This window comes from Thermosynechococcus sp. HY596 (genome assembly GCF_030518715.1).
Taxonomy (GTDB): domain Bacteria; phylum Cyanobacteriota; class Cyanobacteriia; order Thermosynechococcales; family Thermosynechococcaceae; genus Thermosynechococcus.
Genome location: NZ_CP130346.1, coordinates 1719281 through 1739133 on the forward strand (window position 1 = coordinate 1719281; position 19853 = coordinate 1739133).

Below are 19853 nucleotides of genomic sequence, written 5' to 3' on the forward strand. Positions count from 1 at the left end.
GATCGGGTTACATGAAGGCTTGGCGATGAATCGCTTGTAGGGCTTGGTATTCAGCAGTTTTGCCAAGACGGCGCAGCGATCGCAACCGCTGTTCAATGAGCATGCGCGCATCAGTTCGACTAATCGATTCAAACGCCATCCCCGTCGGCCGCTGGTTGACGATAAAGAAAAGCCGCTGGGCATACAACGTTGTAAAGAGTTGCCGATGCTCATCAATAGGGCACACCCCATAAAGCAAGCCAAAGGTGGGGTGATTGAGATACTGCTCAGCGGTCATCGAGGGTTTCATTAGTAGAGAGAATCTACCTCGCAAAAGGATCGTGACAGGTCAACACGGCAAGGGTGGCTTGTGAGGGGCAAAAACAGAAGAAAACCGCAAGTGGCGGCTAAAATAAGTAAAACATTTAACTGAAAACTTTTCAGATCATACTAAACCCTTTCCTCCTCTATGACGCGCTCCCTTCCCCCCTTTTGGCCCAGTGTGTTTCACCGCTGTGGTGTGATCTTTTTTGGCACGCTGACGTTTTTTTTCACGTTGGGGGTGGTGGGCTTCAGTGCCACGATCTTCTTTGCCCTCCTCGGAGTCTTGTTGGCACCTGCTAGTGAAACCAGTCCCTACGAGCACGTCAGCGGCAAGGAGAGCAGTCGCGATCGCATTCTCAGAATTGACATTACTGGGCCAATTCTCGGTAGCCCGCAAAACGAAGAAGATAGCTTCTTTGCGCCCCTTGTCGGTGTCACCTACGGCTATGAAGTGCAGCAGCAGTTGGCAGAGGCCGCTAAGGACGAAACGATTAAAGCCGTCTTTGTTAATATCAGCACTCCCGGCGGCACGATCTTTGGCTCCCAGGCGATCGCCGAAGGTATTAGGAGCTACCGCGCAGCCACCCAAAAACCGGTCTATGCCTTTATTGAGGGCATTTCTGCCTCCGGTGGCGTTTGGGCTATGGTGACAGCGGATCGGATCTACGCTGATCACGGCAGCATGATTGGCAGTATTGGCATTCTCGGCCCTAGTGTTTTCTACTACGATCGCCCCACCAGTCTCGATAATGGCCTATTGATGGGAGGCGTTACTGCCAACAGTATTGAAGAACGGACACTGAGCGCCGGTCGTAGCAAAGATATTGGCAATCCCTTCCGTCGCCTCACCCCCCAAGAAATTGAGGTCTTCCAAGCCGGCCTTGAACAGGAGTACAGCAAGTTTATTAATCATGTGGCGCAGGCACGGGGCATTGATCCCAGCGTTATTCGCAACGAAATGGGTGCGATGATTTTCAGTAACGAGCAGGCGCAGCGCTATCGCCTCATTGATGGCACCCGCAGCCGTCCAGACACCCTCAGTGCCCTTGCTAGTGCTGCCAAGCTCAAGGAAGGAGAGTATGCGGTCGTACGTTTTCGGCGCGATCGCTCCCCTTTGATCAATCAACTCTTTGGCATTCAGTCACCTCCCCCAGCACCAGAAACCCAGCAGGTGTGGAAACAAGAGCAACTGTGTGCCCTCAGCCAATTGCGCGCCCTTGCCTACTATGGTTCCCTGTCGTGCCGTCCCCAGTGATGCGTTTCGATATTATTACCCTCTTTCCAGAGTTCTTTGCCTCCCCCCTCAGCAGTGGCTTAATGGCCAAAGCCTTGGCACGGGGGATTGCCGAGGTCGTCCTGACCAATCCGCGTGACTTTAGTACTGATAAGCACCAGCGGGTGGATGATGAACCCTACGGGGGGGGTGTGGGCATGGTGATGAAGCCTGAACCCCTCTTTGCGGCGGTGGAATCGCTGCCCTCCTTGCCCCGCCGTGAAGTGATCTATGTCACCCCCCAAGGGCAACCCCTGACCCAACAGCACCTCTGGCATTGGTCGCAGGAGCGAGATCAACTAGTGATTCTCTGTGGTCACTATGAGGGCGTGGATGAGCGGGTCGTCGAGCATTTGGTGACCCAAGAAATCTCCATTGGCGATTTTGTCCTGACCTGTGGGGAAATTCCAGCTCTGGTGATTCTCAATGGTGTGCTGCGACTGCTGCCCGGCACGGTGGGCAAAGCGGCTTCCCTGCATCAAGACAGTTTTGAGGACGGTCTATTGGACTATCCCCACTACACTCGACCCGCAGAGTTTCGGGGGTGGACGGTACCGCCGGTCTTACTTTCTGGTCACCATGGGGAAATTGCGGCTTGGCGGCGGGCACAGCAAATTGAACGCACTCACCAACGCCGCCCAGATCTGTATGCGCGCTGGCTGGCTCAGCAGGAAGCCACACTCAAAACCAAGGAAGGAGAATAGGAAATTACTTTATACTTCTTAAGAAAATCAGTTATAAATCAGTTATATGTCAAAAAAAAAAAAAAAAAAATAATAGCAAGTATCATCGTAATTATAATGTCTAATCCGAAAGCTGCTGCGGTTAGCTTTAGTCAGGAGCCCCAGTAACTTCCTACGATTAATCCTATGGATAGTTTGTCCCCTGCTTTCCTAAGGCCTGCCACCCCCAATGCCAGTGGCGGTGCAGATTCAGTGATCGACCGGTCAGATGGAATGGGGAAAAGTGATGGGGGGCACTACCTAACAGCAATCCTAGGGGCGTTACCAATTGCTGTGGCTCTTGCTGATCCTGCGGGGGAAATTAGCTACATTAACCCCTTTGGCCAAAGACTCTTGGCGGTGACGGATCCCCAAGTGGCGGCAGCCGACATTTGGGCAAATCTGCAGGTTTATTACTGCGGTAGCGATCGCCCCTACCCCAAGGAGGAGTTGCCCAATAGGCAAGTCCGCCAGCGTTTAGAACCCTGTTCTGTGGGCGTAGATCTGCTGTTGAGCGATCGGCGATTAACCCTAGCAATCCAAGCCCGCCCCATTTTTGATCCCAGCAGCAATCTGCAGTGTATTGTGCTCACGTTTCAGGACATTACTGGGCGCCAACCTCAGGAAACACAGCCCCAAGGGCTTGCCTGTTCTCGTCAGCAGCAGCCCGATTCTGGGCAGTGTGACTCCGGCATCTTCCAAGACCAAGGTGATTTTCTTTTATTCCTGCACCCAGATACCACCATCCTATTTGCCAATGAGGCCTTCTGCCGCTTCTTTAACTGTTCTGCTGCTGAAGTCATTGGTCGCCCCTTAGGGGAGTTGGTCTGCTGTGAAGATGCCGTCTGTTTCCAAGCACAGGTGATGCAGCTTACGCCCACTGCGCCCCTATTTACCTGCGAAAGTTGCCTACCTCATCCCCAAAAAGGGAGTCGCTGGATCCAGTGGCTGAATTCAGGGGTTTTTACGGCTGATGGTTCCCTCAGTGGGATTCAATCCGTCGGCCGAGATGTTACTGCGCTCAAAAATCAATTACTGCGTGAGCAGGCTCTCAATCGGGTCATCCAAGCCCTGCGCAATTCCCTTGACCTTGAAACCATCTTTGGCACCGCTGTGCGGGAAATTGTGGAAATAGGGCTGGGATGGGATGCCTGTGTGGTTCGCTACCTTCCGGAAAGGCAGGTGTGGCAGCCGGTTGCCGAATATCACAGCGATCCCAATACCCCCCAGTTTCTGGGCTTTGAAATCCCAGATCAGGACAATCCCTTGGCCACACGGCTGAAGGCAGGAGAAGTGGTTGCCATCGCCGACACCTGCCAACTGACCGATGCAGTGAATCGAGCCCTTGCGGAACAATTGCCGGGGGCATGGTTACTGGTGCCTTTGATTGTTAAAGAGCGCCCTTGGGGCAGCCTGAGTTTGTTTATGCCGCACCAAACCCATACGTGGTCAGAAGTGGAAATCAATTTTATGCGTACCATTGCCACCCAACTGGAGGTGGCGGTTTACCAGGCCAATCTATACGCCCAAGCCCGCAAAGAACTGGCTAAACGTTCCCGTCTGGCTGCGGCATTGCGCAAGAGTGAAGAACGGTTTCGCTTGACGGCTCTTCACCTCCCTGGTGCCCTGTTTCGCTATGAACAGTACCCCGATGGTCGCAATCGGGTATTTTATCTGAATCCAATGTGCGAACGTCTTTGGGGCATCCCCGCGGCGGTGGCCGCTGAGGATGGTGAAAGTTTGTGGCAGCTGGTGCATCCAGAGGATCGGGAAGCCACATGGCAATCGGTTCTCTGTTCTGCGGCAAATTTGACGCCATGGTTTTGGCAATGGCGCATTATTCATCCCACCAGCGGTGAAGTGCGCTGGCTAGAGGGCGCCGGACAGCCCACAGCGGCGGCTAATGGGGCCGTGGTCTGGTACACCGTGATGTTGGATGTCACTGAGCGCCATTTGGCCGAAGAGCGCCTCAAGGAGCAGCAGGCCCAGTTAGAGGTGGCTATCCGTGCTTCCAAGATTGGCTTTTATTTTCATGACCTCTCTACGGGAACCATGCTTGTTTCGCCGACCCACAGAGCCCAGCTGGGCGATCTACCTACGGCTGAAGCGTTCAGTTGTGCAGATTGGCAGGAGCGACTGCACCCCGAGGATCGCGATCGCGCCCTTGCGGCCTACGAGCAATTTCTGCGCGGTGAAGCGGACTATGACATTGATTTTCGCCTGCGCCACCGGGATGGTAGCTACCGCTGGTTCCACAGCAATGCCGTGTTAATTCGGGATGCCCAGGGTCGCCCCTCTAAGGTGGTGGGTACCCATATTGATATTACCGAACGCAAAGCTGCTGAACTGGCGCTGCGCGACAGCGAAGAACGCTATCGACTGCTGGCGGAAAACATGACCGATATTGTGTGCCTTTTAGATCGGGAAGGCCGGTGTTTGTATGTTAGTCCCTCCTATGAAACCCTCTTGGGTTGGTCTTCTGGGAGGCTCATTGGTCAGCATTTTACGCAGTTGTGCCATCCCCAAGAGCGATCGCGGGTCAAGCAGGAACTGCAACAGATGCTTCAGCAGCAGCGGTTTTGGCCCATCACCCATCGAGCCTGTACAGCGAATCGGGAGTTGCTCTGGCTAGAAACCCTCTTCAAGCCCCGCTACGACAGTCAGGGACAATTGCAACAGTTGCAGACCAGTTCCCGCGATGTCACCAGTCGGGTACAGGTGCAATTGCAGCTAGAGCATGAGGCCTATCACGATCCCCTGACAGGGTTGCCCAACCGCCTCTACTTCATGGAGCAGTTGGCAGCCACAATTGCCGCAGCTCAAAGCAATCCTGAGCTTCACTATGCGGTGCTGTTTTTGGATGTGGATCGCTTTAAGGTGATCAATGACAGCCTCGGCCATGCAGTGGGCGATCGCCTACTCATTGCCTTTGCCACTTTGCTGCGGCGTCTCATCGAAAATAGGCATATTGTGGCTCGCCTCGGCGGAGATGAGTTTGTGATTTTGGCAACCGCTTTACCCAACTTGGAGAGTGCCATTGCCCTTTGCGAGCAAATTACCCGTTGCCTCCAAGAACCCTTGGTCGTAGAGGAGCGGCAAATTTTCCTCAGCAGTAGTATTGGTGTGGTCTTTGCCCAAAACGACTATGAAACGGCTTTTGCTGTCCTCAGGGATGCCGATATTGCCCTGTATCAAGCCAAGGCTCATCCCACAAGACGCTACGCCATCTTTAATGCCCAGATGTACGAACAGGTGCTAGAGCGCCTCCACCTTGAACACGATCTGCGCCATGCCCTCAGCCATGGAGAACTGCAGCTGTTTTATCAGCCCTTTTTTAATTTGGCGGATCAACAACTGGTGGGCATGGAAGCCTTGGTGCGTTGGCAACATCCTGAACGGGGACTGATTCTGCCGGGTGCTTTCATTTCAATTGCTGAGGATACGGGGCTGATTGTTGACCTTGACAAGTGGGTTCTGGAGCAGGCTTGTCGACAGTTTTGGTTGTGGCAACAGCAGTCCCAAGTAGCAGCCAACTTGATCCTGAGTGTGAATGTCTCGGCCAAGACCCTGAAGCATCCCAGTTTCCGCCACCACCTTAGCCGCATTCAGCAACAGTATCCCTTGGGCAGAGGACAGTTGGTTCTAGAACTCACCGAAAGCATCGCCCTTGAGTTGGGCAGTGAAATGCTCAACCTCCTAGAATCATTGCGGGAGCGCCACATTGAAATTAGTATTGACGATTTTGGAACGGGCTATTCCTGCCTGAGTTATCTCCACAGCCTACCGATTCACCATCTAAAGGTGGATCGCGCCTTTGTCCAGCAATTGGAAAACAACCAACGCAACCTCAAAATTACCAAGATGATTTTAGTCCTTGCTCAGGAGTTGGGCTACCGCGTCATTGCCGAAGGGATTGAAACCCACGAGCAACTGCACATCCTGCAGCGACTGGGGTGTGATTATGGTCAAGGGTATCTCTTTGCCCGACCCATGCCTGCTGAAGCCCTCGCATCCCTCCTGAAAGCCCACTAAAATATTGGCATGGCTGTTTTCCGTGGGACGTGGCTGGCAACGCCGACGCCGCGCTTTTTTGTATGGGCAGAAGAATGGCGATCGCTCACTCAGGCAATCACGCCTTGGGTTCCGACTGCTGTGCCTGTTTATCCCTATGCCACCCAACTGAAGACCCCTCCGCTTGTCAATGCCGATCCGAGTGTTGCCTATGCTGCTTTGCCCGCACAGATTCAGGAGCATCACCTGTTACCGCCTCCCCTAGCGGAAGTCAACGGCGAACCGCTGTTTCTCTGGCAGGTGCCGGGTTGGGCGATTCCTGCCTCAGGGGTTTTAGAGCAACTACATCAACTGGGTCTTCAGGGTCGCGAAAGCGCTGCTATTGGCGATGATCTGCGCTATTGGCTGCACGTTAGTCGCTGGTTACTGGATTTAATTGTGCGCGGCCAATACTTGCCTACGGCTGAAGGGTGGCGGATTCTGCTCACCCACGGGGGCGATCGCGATCGCTTTCGCCAATTTAGCCAACGGATGCCGCATCTGTGTCGTTGTTATCAAGGGGATGCCACGGCGCTGCGGTTTCCGCCCCATGCCACCGATCTATTGGCGGATTTTTTACACCACACGTTGCAGGGCTATCTCCACGCTGTCCTCGCCTCCCTAGAGCTGCCCAAAGTGGGCTTAGCCAAAGCCCACAGCCACTGGCTGACTTTCCTCAAAACAGGGCAAGCAACGGAACTGCCGCCTTCTTTTGTGGAACGGCTCCAGCGTTGGCAAGAACCCTACCGCGAGCAGTTGGATCTGCGCCCCCAATGGCGCTTGGCACTGCAACTGGTTCCCCCGGCCACCGCTGATGGTGACTGGTACTTGGCCTTTGGCCTACAAACGGAGGGCGAAACGGAAACGATGCTGGCGGCGGCAGAGATTTGGCAATGTACGCAAGAGTCCCTCCTCTATCACGGACAAGTGCTCTGGCAGCCCCAAGAAACCCTGCTGCGGGGACTGGGTTTGGCCTCACGCATTTATCGTCCCCTCGATCGCAGTCTCCAAGAACCCTCCCCTGTGGGTCTGACGCTGCAAACCACGGAAGTTTATGCCTTCTTGCAAAGTGCCATTCCGCTCCTTGAGCAGCAGGGGGTTGCGATTATTGTGCCGCCGAGTTTGCGCCGCAATAGCGCCCAGCATCGCTTGGGTCTGAGGATGATTGCTTCATTGCCGCCCACCGCCACCAGCGGCTTGAGTATTGAGAGCTTGATGCAGTTTCAGTGGCAATTACAGTTGGGGCAGCATCCCCTCTCGGAAGCAGATTTTGATCAACTGCGCCGCCAAGAGAGTCCCCTTGTTTATCTCAATGGTGAGTGGGTGCTGCTGCGTCCCCAAGAGGTCAAGGCCGCTCAAGAGTTTCTCCAGTCTCCCCAAAAGACCCAGCTCTCCCTTGCCGATACGCTGCGCATTGCCACCGGGGATACGGTGACGGTGGCCAAGTTACCCATTCTCGGCCTAGACGCCAATGATGCTCTTCAGGCACTACTCGATGGCCTCACGGGTAAACAAACCCTTGATCCAGTGCCGACACCGCAGGAATTTTGTGGTGAACTGCGTCCCTACCAAGCGCGAGGGGTGGCGTGGTTGAGTTTCTTGGAACGCTGGCGGTTGGGGGCTTGCTTGGCCGATGATATGGGCTTAGGGAAAACGATTCAACTGTTGGCCTTTTTGCTCCATCTCAAGGAAGCAGGACGTGCCTACCGACCGACACTGTTGATCTGTCCCACCTCAGTACTGGGCAACTGGCTACGGGAGTGCCAAAAATTTGCACCGACATTGCGTGCCTACGTCCACCACGGCAGCGATCGCCCCAAGGGCAAGGCATTTCTGAAAAAAGTCGAAACTCACGATCTGATTCTCACCAGTTATGCCCTCCTGCAGCGCGATCGCACCACCTTGCAACAGGTGTCATGGCAGCATCTGGTCCTCGATGAAGCCCAAAACATCAAGAATGCCAACACCCAGCAGTCCCAAGCGGCACGGGAACTCTCCGCCCAGTTTCGCATTGCCCTGACGGGAACCCCCCTAGAGAATCGTCTCCTTGAACTCTGGTCGATTATGGACTTTCTGCATCCGGGGTACTTGGGCAATCGCACCTACTTTCAGCACCGCTATGTGCGACCCATTGAACGCTATGGTGACACTACCTCCCTCAACGCCCTGCGCACCTACGTTCAGCCCTTCATTCTACGGCGGCTCAAAACTGACCGCAGCATTATCCAAGACCTGCCCGAAAAACAGGAGATGCTGGTCTATTGTGGCCTCACCCTAGAGCAGATGCAGCTTTACACTGCGGTGGTGGCAGACTCCCTTGCTGCCATTGAAAATAGTGAAGGTATCCAGCGGCGGGGGAATATCTTAGCCACCCTCACCAAGCTGAAGCAAATCTGTAACCACCCGGCGCAGTATCTCAAGCAGGAAGACTATGCCCCCGATCGCTCGGGTAAATTGCAACGCCTCATAGAAATGCTGCAAGAGCTTCAGGAAGTGGGCGATCGCGCCCTTGTCTTTACCCAATTTGCCGAATTTGGCACCCACCTGAAAACCTATCTCGAAAAGGCGCTACAGATGGAGGTCTTTTTCCTGTCGGGACGCACCCCCAAAGCGCAGCGAGAACTCATGGTGGAACGCTTTCAGCACGATCCTGAGGCACCCACGGTCTTTATTCTTTCCCTAAAAGCGGGGGGCGTGGGCTTAAATCTCACCCGTGCCAATCATGTCTTTCACTACGATCGCTGGTGGAACCCTGCCGTTGAAAATCAGGCCAGCGATCGCGCCTTCCGCATTGGCCAAGCCCGCACTGTCCAAATCCACAAGTTTGTCTGCACGGGTACCCTTGAAGAAAAGATCCACGAGCAAATTGAGCAGAAAAAAGCGCTTGCGGACATGATTGTGGGCAGTGGCGAACAGTGGTTAACCGAACTCAACCTCGATCAACTGCGGCAACTGCTCACCCTGGACAAAGAGCGGATGATCACACTCTAGGCCATTGCCCACTGGGATGCCTGCTCACCGCGTAGGAGGCGAATTTGGGCGATCGCGAAAATGGTGGGAATAATGCGCGCATAGTTGGTGGAAATGGCACGCCAACCCAAGTCGGCAATAAACCACACCCACAAAGCTGTACTGGCAAAGGCTAAGACGCTGCGACCGAGGGCAAATTTAGCGGCTCCCACGGCAGCGCCCCGAGACACCAAGGGAGTGATGGAGAGCTTGTACCCAGCAAAGTGAATGGCAAATTGACGAGCCACCTGCTGCACCACCATGGAGCGGACAACAGAACTGATGGCGATCGCCGCGCCTCCCTCTAGGATCAGGCGTACAGTTTCCATGGAAATCGGGTGGCCGTTGCGCAGTTCGGGCAAGCTATCTTGGATTTGGGCAGCCAAGACCTTGCGATCTTCATCCCCCAGCTTTTTCCACATCCGCTGCAACACATTCAAGAAGATTTCCATTTCCAGTTCGGGGACTGTCCAACTGGGGGAAAACTTAATTTTCAGATAGCGACAGACCCGCATCAACGTTTGCCGATAGCTGATTTGCTGTGCTTTGCCCTTGAGTACTGTCAGACCATCTGCCGCCAAAAAGCGAAACCGCTCCTCAATATCATCCAGCCATGCTTGGCGATCCTGAGCTTGGACGGCAATGGGATCCGGCGTTGTGAGATAGTCCAAGGGATTGAGCCGACGACGAAACAGAATTTCTGTTAGGTCTTGCAACTCCTCCTCCGTCGCCAATTCCAGCGCAGCCCGTAGCTCGTTCATGGGGTTCTCGCTCCAGCAGCAGCACAATAGAACATGATGATTCTTCACCCCTGATTATAGGGATTCAGGCTGAAATTGTGGTACAGCCCTTTTCACAAGAATGGGAGATGCGCCACTATCCCAGAAAAGCACGGTTCGGACAGTACAATACAAAAGAGTAGCAGGCTGGCAAAATAAAAAGCTATGGATTTATTAACCCTAGAAGGTTGGCTCGATAACAGTGCCTTTGCGGTGCTTTTGATCACGATGTTGCTCTACTGGTGTGGGGCAGCGTTTCCCCAATGGCCTGTTCTCACGGCTGCGGGTCGCACGGGGATGGCGATCGCCAATCTCTGTATTACGGGCCTGCTGGCGGCGCGTTGGATTGAGGGGGGCTACTTTCCCATCAGCAATCTCTATGAATCCCTCTTTTTCCTGTGCTGGGGTTTGACAGCCATGCACTTTGTCGCCGAGTCCATCAGTGGCCAGCGCCTTGTGGGGGTTGTTACTGCACCCGTTGCCATGGGAATTACGGCTTTTGCGGCTCTCTCGCTCCCCCCGGAAATGCAACAGTCAGCGCCTCTGGTGCCTGCCCTGAAGTCCAACTGGTTAATGATGCACGTCAGTGTGATGATGCTCAGCTATGCCACCTTGATGGTGGGGTCACTGCTGGCGATCGCCTTCCTAGTGGTCACATGGGGCAAACCCGTCAGCCTTAAGGGCAGCTCCGTGGGCACAGGCAGCTTCCGCAGTCGCACGCCAGAACCTTCCTTAGAACCCTCGACTGGGGGCGGCGGCACCACGGTACTCACCCAACCCACCCTGCAATTGAGTTTGCAACGCCTCACCTTGGCTGAAACCCTCGATAACTTGAGCTACCGCATGATTGGTCTTGGCTTCCCACTGCTAACCATCGGCATTATCTCTGGGGCAGTATGGGCAAATGAGGCTTGGGGGGCGCCTTGGAGTTGGGATCCCAAAGAAACTTGGGCACTGATTGTCTGGCTGGTGTATGCAGCTTATCTCCATGCCCGCATGACCCGCGATTGGCAGGGACGCAAGCCCGCGATTCTCGCTACCGTTGGTTTTGGGGTGGTCTGGGTCTGCTACTTAGGGGTGAACCTACTGGGGAAAGGCCTACACTCCTACGGTTGGTTCTTCTAGTCGGTTATTGCAAGTGTGGGGCATCTACCACGCCCGCCTGCATACCACCTTAAAAACCCAACAATGGCTCCCTGTGGGGTCACGCATCCTCATTGCTCTGTCGGGGGGTCAAGACTCCGTTTGTTTAACGCGCCTGCTACTGGATCTACAGCTCCACTGGCAGTGGTTTTTGGTGGCTGTCCACTGTGATCACCGCTGGCGGGCAGATAGCGCTGCCAATGCAAATTTCGTCCAAGCGCTAGCGCAGCAATGGCACCTGCCCTGTGAGGTGGTGAGTGCGCCGCCGCTGCCGAAAACTGAGGCCGCAGCCCGTTCATGGCGTTACCAAGTCTTTGAGACCGTGGCCAAGGCGTTGGATTGCACCCATGTGGTGACCGCCCACACCCAGAGCGATCGCGCCGAAAGTCTCCTACTACATCTACTGCGCGGCACCAGCCCCGATGGCCTAGCCACCCTCTTACCTAGCCGTGCTTTGGGTGCGATTCAGTTAGTACGTCCACTCCTAGGGATGACGCGAGCGGAAACGGCTGCCTTTTGCCAAACCTACGGGTTACCCGTCTGGCAGGATGCAACGAACCACCATCTCAACTATCGCCGCAATCGGCTGCGTTTGGAGTTAATTCCCTATCTGCAAGCGCACTTTAATCCGAATGTGGAAGAGGTGCTTGCCCAAACCGCTGAACTGCTGGCTAGCGATCGCGCCTATTTCGAGGCTGAGGTGGAGCGTCTTGCCCCCACCGTGATCCGCGAGCATCCCCCTGCCTTGGAGCGGCTGCGCCTACGGGAATTGCCCCTTGCGCTGCAACGCCGCTTGATCCAGCGATTTTTGCGTCAGCACCTGAAACGGGGCATTGATTTCAGCCTAATTGAAGCGGTGCGTCCTCTGATCACGGCAGGTAATGGCAGCCAAACCTCAACGCTGCCGGGGGGGTACCACCTGCGGGTCTGTGGTCAGTGGCTTGAACTGATCAGGCCAACGGCACCACCGCCTGAATCTGTTCCTGCGGATCAAGGGGAGCGATCGCCACCCCCACCGCCTCTTTATTGAGGATGGGGATCTCTTCGCCGTTGGTGATCCAGGCTCGCTCTTGGTTCGTCACCAGTGCCAGGGGGCTACCGCCACGGCCAATGCCCGCCAAGCGATCCGCTTTTTGCCGCAGGGGCATCGCCAACTGGCCTAAATGACCAAGGGGCACAACTTCCATTAGGGGCAGCGGCACTTGTTTACCAAGGCCTGAAGCAGTAATGAGGATCACATTCTCCGGTTCCGACAGGGCGATCGCCCCCACCAAGGTTTCTTGCCCACTGAGGCGCACCGCCGCTTGACCTAGATTCAGCCGCCCTAAAGCAGGAATGTCGGGGATGAAAAAGTGAAAGACCCGCCCCCGCGAGGTGGCCAACACTAAGTGATCCGTATCTGCAGGCAGTACCCAACCGAGGGCATCCCCCGCCTTGAGTTTCATCAGTTGCAGACCGCGCCCGCTCAGGTCTTGCAGATCTGAGATTGGAATGACCTTAATGCGGCCTTGGCGCGTCAGCAAAATCAGCTTCTCTGCTGGGGCTTGACTGGGCAAGACCGTCAGGAGGGTTTCCCCTTGCGCCGACTCCGGCAAGAGAGTCAGTAGGGGTTGACCGCGATCGCTCTCACGGCGGCTGCTAACGGGTAATCGCTCTAAGGGCAGCGGATAGACCTTGCCACTTTCCGTAAACACCCACAGGCGATCCCTAGCCTGTACCGAGAAGGCCAAAGGCAATGGCTCTGACCACGGTAGCCACGTTTGCAATTGGAGACTCCCCCGACTGCGCTGGGACAGACAGCGCCCGTAACCGCGATGGTTCACTTCGACCCAGAGGGGCGTATCGTCACAATCATTGGTCTCCACGGGGGTGGGGAGCGGCGGCGCTGCCGTGAGGATTTGAGTGCGGCGGGGATCGGCAAAGGCTTTCTTTAACTGCCGCAATTCTTTCTTCAGTGCCTTGAGGCGCTCAGGACGCTGGCTAATCAGGGTTTCCAACTGGGCAATCCGCGCTTGTAGCTCCGCCTGTTCCCGTTCCAGGTCTTGGCGCTCCTGTTGAGTGAGGCGGCGTAGGGGCATGGCAATCAGGGCACTGGCTTGGCGATCGCTCAAACCCAAGCGGGTCATCAATTCCCGCTGGGCAGTACTGCCATCCGCTGCCGATCGCAAAATCTCAATCACCTGATCCACGGCATTGAGGCCAATTAAGAGTCCCGTCACCACATGCTGGCGGGCTTGAGCCGTTTCGAGATCATGGCGATATTGCCGTAGCAGGGTCTGCTCGCGAAATTGAAGAAACTCACTGAGAATCTCCTTGAGGGAGAGTTGGCGGGGTTGATTGCCCACCAGTGCCATCAAGTTGATGCCATAGGTCACTTGTAGTGCGGTTAGGCGGTAGAGTTGCTCCAAGAGTTGTGCCGCTGAGGCATCCCGCTTCAGTTCAATGACCACCCGCAGCCCCTCGCGATCGCTTTCGTCCCGCAGATCGGCAATGCCCTCAAGGCGACCTTGATTCACCAAATCCGCCACCTTCTCAATCCATGCCGCCTTATTCACCTGATAGGGTAGCTCTGTCACCACAATGGCTTGGCGACGGTGGCGGCCGCGTCCGGGCTGAATATCCTCAAGGGTGGCCACCCCCCGCAGGGTGATCGTCCCTCGACCCGTGGCGTAGGCGCGCAGCAATGCTGCCCCATCCACAATCACACCCCCCGTGGGAAAGTCCGGTCCCGGCAGGTGGGTGAGCAGTTCTTCTAGGCAGAGATGGGGACGGTCAATAAGCGCAATCAGAGCATCCACCACTTCCCCCAGATTGTGGGGTGGAATGTTTGTGGCCATGCCCACAGCAATTCCCGTTGCGCCATTCAACAGCAAAATTGGCAGTTGCGCCGGCAGCACCAAGGGCTCCTCTTGGGAACTGTCAAAGTTGGGGACAAAATCCACAATGGCGTCGCTGATATTCTCCAGTAGCGTGCGGTGGGCGATCGCTGCCAAGCGCGTTTCCGTATAGCGCATTGCCGCCGCAGGATCATCATCAATGGAGCCAAAATTGCCATGCCCTGCCAAGAGGGGATAGCGACTGCTAAAGGGCTGCACCAAGCGCACCAGTGCCTCATAGACCGCTTGATCCCCATGGGGGTGATATTTCCCCAGCACATCCCCCACCACCCGTGCACACTTGCGAAAGGGGCGATCGGGCGTCAACCCCAACTCATACATGGCATAGAGAATCCGCCGATGCACTGGTTTTAGCCCATCCCGCACATCTGGTAGTGCCCGCCCCACAATCACACTCATGGCGTACTCCAGATAGGAGCGTTGCATTTCACTGTGCAGTGGTGTTGGGATCACCTGTCCAGAGGTCAGCAAATCCAGTTGTTTGGGCATGATCACGAACGAGCCAAAGGATCATTCCCCACGATACAAGAGTTTTGCGAATTGTAAAGTAAGTTAAGACTCCGTTGGGGTTGCTTCCTCAAGCTTCTCCTTGGTCAGCCGCGCCACTAGTTCCTTAATGAGGATGTAAATGATCGGCACCACAAAGAAACTGAGAAATGTGGCTGCAAGCATGCCACCTGTGACACTTGTTCCCAAGGAGTGACGGGATTTTGCCCCAGCACCCGTAGCAATGACCAGCGGGAAAATGCCCAGAATAAAGGAGATGGCCGTCATCAAAATGGGGCGCAGCCGTTCCTCGGCGGCATTGATCACCGACTTGACAATGGACGTGCCCTTGCTTTCGCGAATTTGGTTGGCAAACTCCACAATCAAAATCGCATTCTTACTGGCGAGGCCAATCAGCATCACCAAACCAATTTGGCAAAATACATCATTACTCAGCCCCCGCAACCACTGTGCCAACAAAGCGCCCATGATCGCCAAAGGCACCGAAAGGATAATGATCAAGGGGTCAATATAGCTTTCGTACTGCGCCGAGAGCACGAGGAATACAAACACGAGACCAAGGCCAAAAATCAACGGTGCTTGGCCTGCGGAGCGGGTGGACTCTAGGGATAACCCCGTCCAGCTATAGCCGATGCCATTGGGGAGAACCTCCTGAGCCAAGGATGCCATTGTCATCATCGCTTGACTATCACTGAGGGGTGGCACATTTTGACCAGTCACCTCCGCCGAACGGAACAAGTTATGGTGATAAATAATCGGCGGTGCCGAGACCTGTTCAATCGTGACGAGATTACTGAGGGGAATGAGCGCATTTTGCTCCGAGCGTACATAGATGCGGTTGATGTCATCGGGATTCGAGCGAAACTGCTTATCCGCCTGCACAATCACTTGGTAACTGCGGGCAAAAATCGTGAATTGGTTAACGTATAACGACCCCAAGTAAATCTGCATGGCATTAAAAATGTCCTTGAGGGGAATCCCCAAGGCAAGGGCGCGGGTGCGATCGACCGTTACATTTAACTGGGGGGCATTAATGGCAAAGGGGGTATTCACTGACACAAGGCCAGGGGTTGCATTGGCTTTGAGGATTAGCTCGTTCACTGAACTCGCAAGGGCTTCAAGGCCGAGACCCTGCTGATCCATCACCTGCATATCAAAGCCGCCAAGGCCGCTGCCACCAAGGTTAATGGTCGGCACATTGGATGCAAACACCACTGCTCCGAGTTCACCCACGACGGCCTTCTGAAACTGGGGCAGCAACTGATCAAGGGTTGGCCGCTGTGACCAAGGCTTGAAACTCGTAAAGATAATCCCCTTGTCTGAACCTGTGCCGAAGAAGCTAAAACCGCCAATGGCAAAGGTATGTTCGACCGCTGGATTTTGGGCGATCGCGTCCGCTGCTTTGAAGACAATATTGCTCGTGTATTCGAGGGACACCCCCTGAGGCGATTGCACAAGGGTAACAAAATAACCTTGATCCTCTTGGGGGACAAAGCCACCGGGAACAATCTGAAACAGCCCGTAGGTCACCCCCAGCAGTGCCACAAAGCCTGCCAGCACCCAGTATTTTAGGCGCACGACCACAGTCAGGTTGCGTTCATAGCCCCGTCGCATTGTATCGAGAAAGCGGTTAATCCAGCGAAACAAAATAAAGTTCGCCATCGGGGGGCGTTCCCGCCGCAGGAGCAGGGCGCACAAAGGGGGAGAGAGGGTTAAAGCATTAAACGTAGAAAGGGCGATCGCAAAGACGATTGTCAAAGCAAACTGCTGATAGAGCCGCCCAGTGACCCCCGGAAAAAAGGCCACAGGGATAAAGACCGCCATCATCACCAACGAGGTGGCAATCAGTGCCCCTGTCACTTCCTCCATCGAGCGACTGGCGGCTTCTTGGGGGGTCATGCCCTCGTCTTCCATCAGGCGAGTGACATTTTCCACGACCACAATGGCATCATCCACCACCAGCCCCGTGGCCAGCACCAGACCAAACATGGTCAAGCTATTGATTGAGAAGTCAAAAGCCTTCATAAAGGCAAAGGTGCCCACCAAGGAAACGGGAATCGTGATCGAGGGAATGATCGTGGCACGCCAATCCTGCAAGAACAAAAAGATCACGGCAATGACAAGGATGATGGCCACAATGAGTGTAATGACCACCTCTTTGATTGATTCCTGTACCGCATCCGTGGTGCTAAATCCCACGCTCCACTTCAGACCGGGGGGAAATTTCTCAGCTAAAACAGCCATCTCCGCTTCGACAGCGCGGGCAATGTCGAGGGCATTGGCACCACTGAGTTGATAGATACCAATCCCAACGGCGTCACGGCCATCAAACTGAAAGTTGGTGTTGTAGTTTTGTGCTCCTAGCTCGGTGCGACCGACATCGCGAATGCGAATCACAGAACCATCGTCGCCGCGCTGAATAATAATGTCGGCAAACTCTTCTTCTGAGGCCAAGCGACTTTGGGCTTGAATGGAAATTTGAAACTCCTGTCCCTCTGGTGCTGGGGGGGCACCAATAATCCCGGCTCCCACTTGGACATTTTGATCGGAGAGGGCACGCACCACATCCTGAGCCGTCAGACCGCGACTGGCTAAGCGATTGGGATCAAGCCAAATCCGCATGGCATAGGTGCGTTGACCAAAGACCTGAACCTGCCCTACCCCCTTCAGACGTTGCAGGGGTTGCACCACGTAGAGGGTCGCGTAGTTACTAATGAATGTGGCGTCGTAGTTGTATCCCTCCTCTGGGTATAGGGCTAAGGCCAAAACAATCTGATTTGTGGATTTCCTGACATTTACCCCAGTGTTGATGACCTCTGGTGGCAGTTGGGAGGTGACTGATGCCACTAAGTTATTGACATCAACAGCAGCAATATTTTCGTCATAGCCCTCAGTGAAGGTGATCGTGATATTGCTGTTGCCAAAGCTGTTACTGCTGGAGTCAATGTAATCCATCCCCTCCACGCCATTAATTTGCGTTTCTAAGATCGTGGTGACATTCGTTTCAACGGTTTCAGCGTTGGCACCTGCATAGTTAGCAGACACCTGAATTGTTGGCGGTGTAACGTTAGGGTAATACTCAATGGGCAGCGTTGGCAGCGCGATCGTCCCCACCAGAATAATCAGCAGAGAACAAACCGTGGCAAAAACCGGGCGCTTAATAAAAAAATCGCTAATCATGCTCTTTTAAGACTCAGGAGTAATGGGCACACCATCGCGCAGGCGCTGAATTCCCGAGACAACAATTTGCTCTCCCGGTTTGAGGCCTTCAAAAACTTGATATCTATTTCCTTGGATTGCCCCTACTTGAATGGGCTTTTGTTTGGCAATCATTTTGCCCTCGGCGTCTTTTTCGGCAACAAAGACAAAGTTTTGGCCGGCAAGATTGGAGACAGCCGTGGTCGGCACCAAAATCCCCGGTTGCTGATCGAGAATAATGCGGGCTTGAATTTGTTGATCGGCACGGAGATTATTCCGCGTATTGTCGTAGAGCGCTTTCACTAAAATGGTTTGGGTATTGTTTGTGGTATTGGGGGCAATGAAAAAGACGGAACTCGTACCGACGACATTGCCATTCATGTCTATTAATTCCACCGGCGTCCCCATCCGAATGCGGGGGATTTGCTCAATGGGCACTTGGATATAGACTTCTAGGGGTTGATTTGAGGTCAGGGTGAGGAGGTCGGTTTGGGGCGTTACAAAATCGCCCACTTTGGGGGGAATATTGCCGACAACACCACTAAAGGGAGCACGCACCTGAAACCAATTCAGGACAACGGCCTGCTGCTGGGCATTGGCTTGGGCAGCCAAGAGGACTTTTTCTAACTGGGCAATGGTAGCCTGTTGGGCACGAATATCCGCCTCGGTTTGTTGGAGTGCTGCTTGGGCAGTGCGAAAGCTGGTGATGAAGGATTGCGCTTGTTCTTTGGAAACAGCCCCTTCTTCAAAGAGTGCTGTATAGCGTTCCGCTTGAATCCGATTGAACTCTACGGTGGCCAGATTGGAGCGGCGCTGGGCTTCAAGGGCGCGGAGGATCGAGCGGGCATTCTCTACATTGGCTTGGGCGGATTGAATCGCAGCTAAGTTGCTGGCCACAACGGCTTGCTGTTCTGAGGGGTCAATGAGAAGGAGGGGCTGACCTTGAGTGACAAACTGGCCGTTTTGAACATTGATTTGCGCAATTCGACCGGAAACTTGGGGTTGTAGCGTGATCGACTCACGGGATTGCAAAGAGGCATTGTAAACAGCGGTTTGCGAAAGGGTTTCCGTTTGAACCGCCGCAAGTTTCACCCGTGCCGCTGGTGGGGGAGCCGTTGCCTTTGGTTGGCCACAGGCGGTAGCGAGGAAGCAAAGACTGCCTAGGAGAGCTGACGTGAACAGTTGCCGTTGCACCATACCTCAGACCTTAAATGTCACCCAGAGTGGGCAATAAATATCCTCAGTCTAGCCTAGGGGCGCCTATGGCGAGTGCTGCTTTGATAATTAGTTTCTGTGTATCTAGGCGAAATAGAGAATAGCTCCTATTGGCACTCCTCCGCTAAGATGTAGAGCAAGGGGCAGGGGGTCATTGCTGGCTCACCTTAGAGGCTAGGACAGTCCTTGCGCCAACCTTTATCAACGACAGTACAGGTACCAGTGGCTCTTACCAAGAAAACACAGCAAGAACAACCCATGATTAATGAGCGCATCCGTTTTCCTCGGGTGCGGGTGGTGGATAGTGATGGTTCCCAATTGGGGATTATGTCGTCCCAAGAGGCGATCGCGATCGCCCGTGAAAAGGAACTTGATCTTGTTCTCGTCAGTGACAAGGCAGATCCACCCGTTTGCAAAATTATTGACTACGGCAAGTTTCGCTTTGAGCAGGAAAAGAAGGCGCGGGAAGCCCGCAAAAAGCAGCACACCTCCGATGTCAAAGAGGTGAAGATGCGCTACAAAATCGAAGAACACGATTACAACGTTTGCATCAACCGCGCCGAGCGTTTCCTTAAGGCTGGAGACAAGGTGAAGGCCACTGTGACCTTCCGAGGGCGGGAAATTCAACACTCCCATTTGGCAGAAGAACTCCTCAACCGCATGGCCAATGACCTGCAAGCGGTGGCCGAAGTGCAGCAGGCACCAAAGCAAGAGGGGCGCAATATGATCATGTTTTTGGCACCGAAGCGGTAATCAA

Annotated in this window: 12 protein-coding genes; 7 read left to right on the forward strand and 5 right to left on the reverse strand. The window is 54.5% G+C overall.

Annotated elements, in window-relative coordinates:
- Positions 1 to 7: 7 nt before the first annotated feature.
- Entirely contained in the window at positions 8 to 277 is a 270-nt protein-coding gene (gene pipX, locus QYC28_RS08540) for a transcriptional coactivator PipX (RefSeq protein WP_190278331.1), read from the reverse strand.
- A 171-nt stretch (positions 278 to 448) separates the two neighbouring features.
- Between pipX and QYC28_RS08545 the strand changes: the two genes are divergently transcribed.
- The 4 genes from QYC28_RS08545 to QYC28_RS08560 all read left to right on the forward strand — a co-directional run bounded on the left by QYC28_RS08545 (position 449) and on the right by QYC28_RS08560 (position 9339).
- Positions 449 to 1558, forward strand: a complete 1110-nt coding sequence (locus QYC28_RS08545) for a S49 family peptidase (RefSeq protein WP_149819980.1) — start codon at positions 449 to 451, stop codon at positions 1556 to 1558.
- A complete protein-coding gene (gene trmD, locus QYC28_RS08550) occupies positions 1558 to 2280 on the forward strand; it encodes a tRNA (guanosine(37)-N1)-methyltransferase TrmD (RefSeq protein ID WP_149819981.1) in 723 nt (240 codons plus the stop codon). The genes QYC28_RS08545 and trmD overlap by 1 nt, the downstream gene beginning before the upstream one ends.
- 165 nt (positions 2281 to 2445) lie before the next feature.
- A complete protein-coding gene (locus QYC28_RS08555; protein ID WP_302679309.1) occupies positions 2446 to 6330 on the forward strand; it encodes an EAL domain-containing protein in 3885 nt (1294 codons plus the stop codon).
- Positions 6331 to 6339: 9 nt separating this feature from the next.
- Positions 6340 to 9339: a DEAD/DEAH box helicase gene (locus tag QYC28_RS08560; protein WP_302679310.1), complete on the forward strand. Its 3000-nt coding sequence runs from the start codon at positions 6340 to 6342 to the stop codon at positions 9337 to 9339.
- On the opposite strand, the gene QYC28_RS08565 is transcribed toward QYC28_RS08560, so the two are convergent.
- Positions 9336 to 10118: a YaaW family protein gene (locus QYC28_RS08565; RefSeq protein WP_190278036.1), complete on the reverse strand. Its 783-nt coding sequence runs from the start codon at positions 10116 to 10118 to the stop codon at positions 9336 to 9338. The genes QYC28_RS08560 and QYC28_RS08565 overlap by 4 nt on opposite strands.
- A gap of 183 nt (positions 10119 to 10301) precedes the next feature.
- Between QYC28_RS08565 and ccsB the strand changes: the two genes are divergently transcribed.
- Together ccsB and tilS are read left to right on the forward strand one after the other, a co-directional pair.
- Positions 10302 to 11261, forward strand: a complete 960-nt coding sequence (ccsB, locus tag QYC28_RS08570) for a c-type cytochrome biogenesis protein CcsB (RefSeq protein WP_286649528.1) — start codon at positions 10302 to 10304, stop codon at positions 11259 to 11261.
- A gap of 13 nt (positions 11262 to 11274) precedes the next feature.
- Positions 11275 to 12309, forward strand: a complete 1035-nt coding sequence (gene tilS, locus QYC28_RS08575) for a tRNA lysidine(34) synthetase TilS (RefSeq protein WP_302679311.1) — start codon at positions 11275 to 11277, stop codon at positions 12307 to 12309.
- Here tilS and QYC28_RS08580 read toward each other — a convergent pair.
- From QYC28_RS08580 to QYC28_RS08590, 3 genes are all read right to left on the reverse strand, one after another.
- Positions 12230 to 14665: a DNA topoisomerase (ATP-hydrolyzing) subunit A gene (locus QYC28_RS08580; RefSeq protein WP_302680064.1), complete on the reverse strand. Its 2436-nt coding sequence runs from the start codon at positions 14663 to 14665 to the stop codon at positions 12230 to 12232. The genes tilS and QYC28_RS08580 overlap by 80 nt on opposite strands.
- 63 nt (positions 14666 to 14728) lie before the next feature.
- On the reverse strand, positions 14729 to 17863 hold the full coding sequence (locus QYC28_RS08585; RefSeq protein ID WP_302679312.1) for an efflux RND transporter permease subunit: 3135 nt from the start codon (positions 17861 to 17863) through the stop codon (positions 14729 to 14731).
- Positions 17864 to 17869: 6 nt separating this feature from the next.
- Positions 17870 to 19078 (reverse strand): efflux RND transporter periplasmic adaptor subunit, encoded by a 1209-nt coding sequence (locus QYC28_RS08590; protein ID WP_286649530.1) that lies wholly within the window; start codon positions 19076 to 19078, stop codon positions 17870 to 17872.
- Between the two features lie 276 nt (positions 19079 to 19354).
- On the opposite strand from QYC28_RS08590, the gene infC reads away from it, so the two are divergent.
- A complete protein-coding gene (gene infC, locus QYC28_RS08595; RefSeq protein WP_220131114.1) occupies positions 19355 to 19849 on the forward strand; it encodes a translation initiation factor IF-3 in 495 nt (164 codons plus the stop codon).
- Positions 19850 to 19853: the final 4 nt, after the last annotated feature.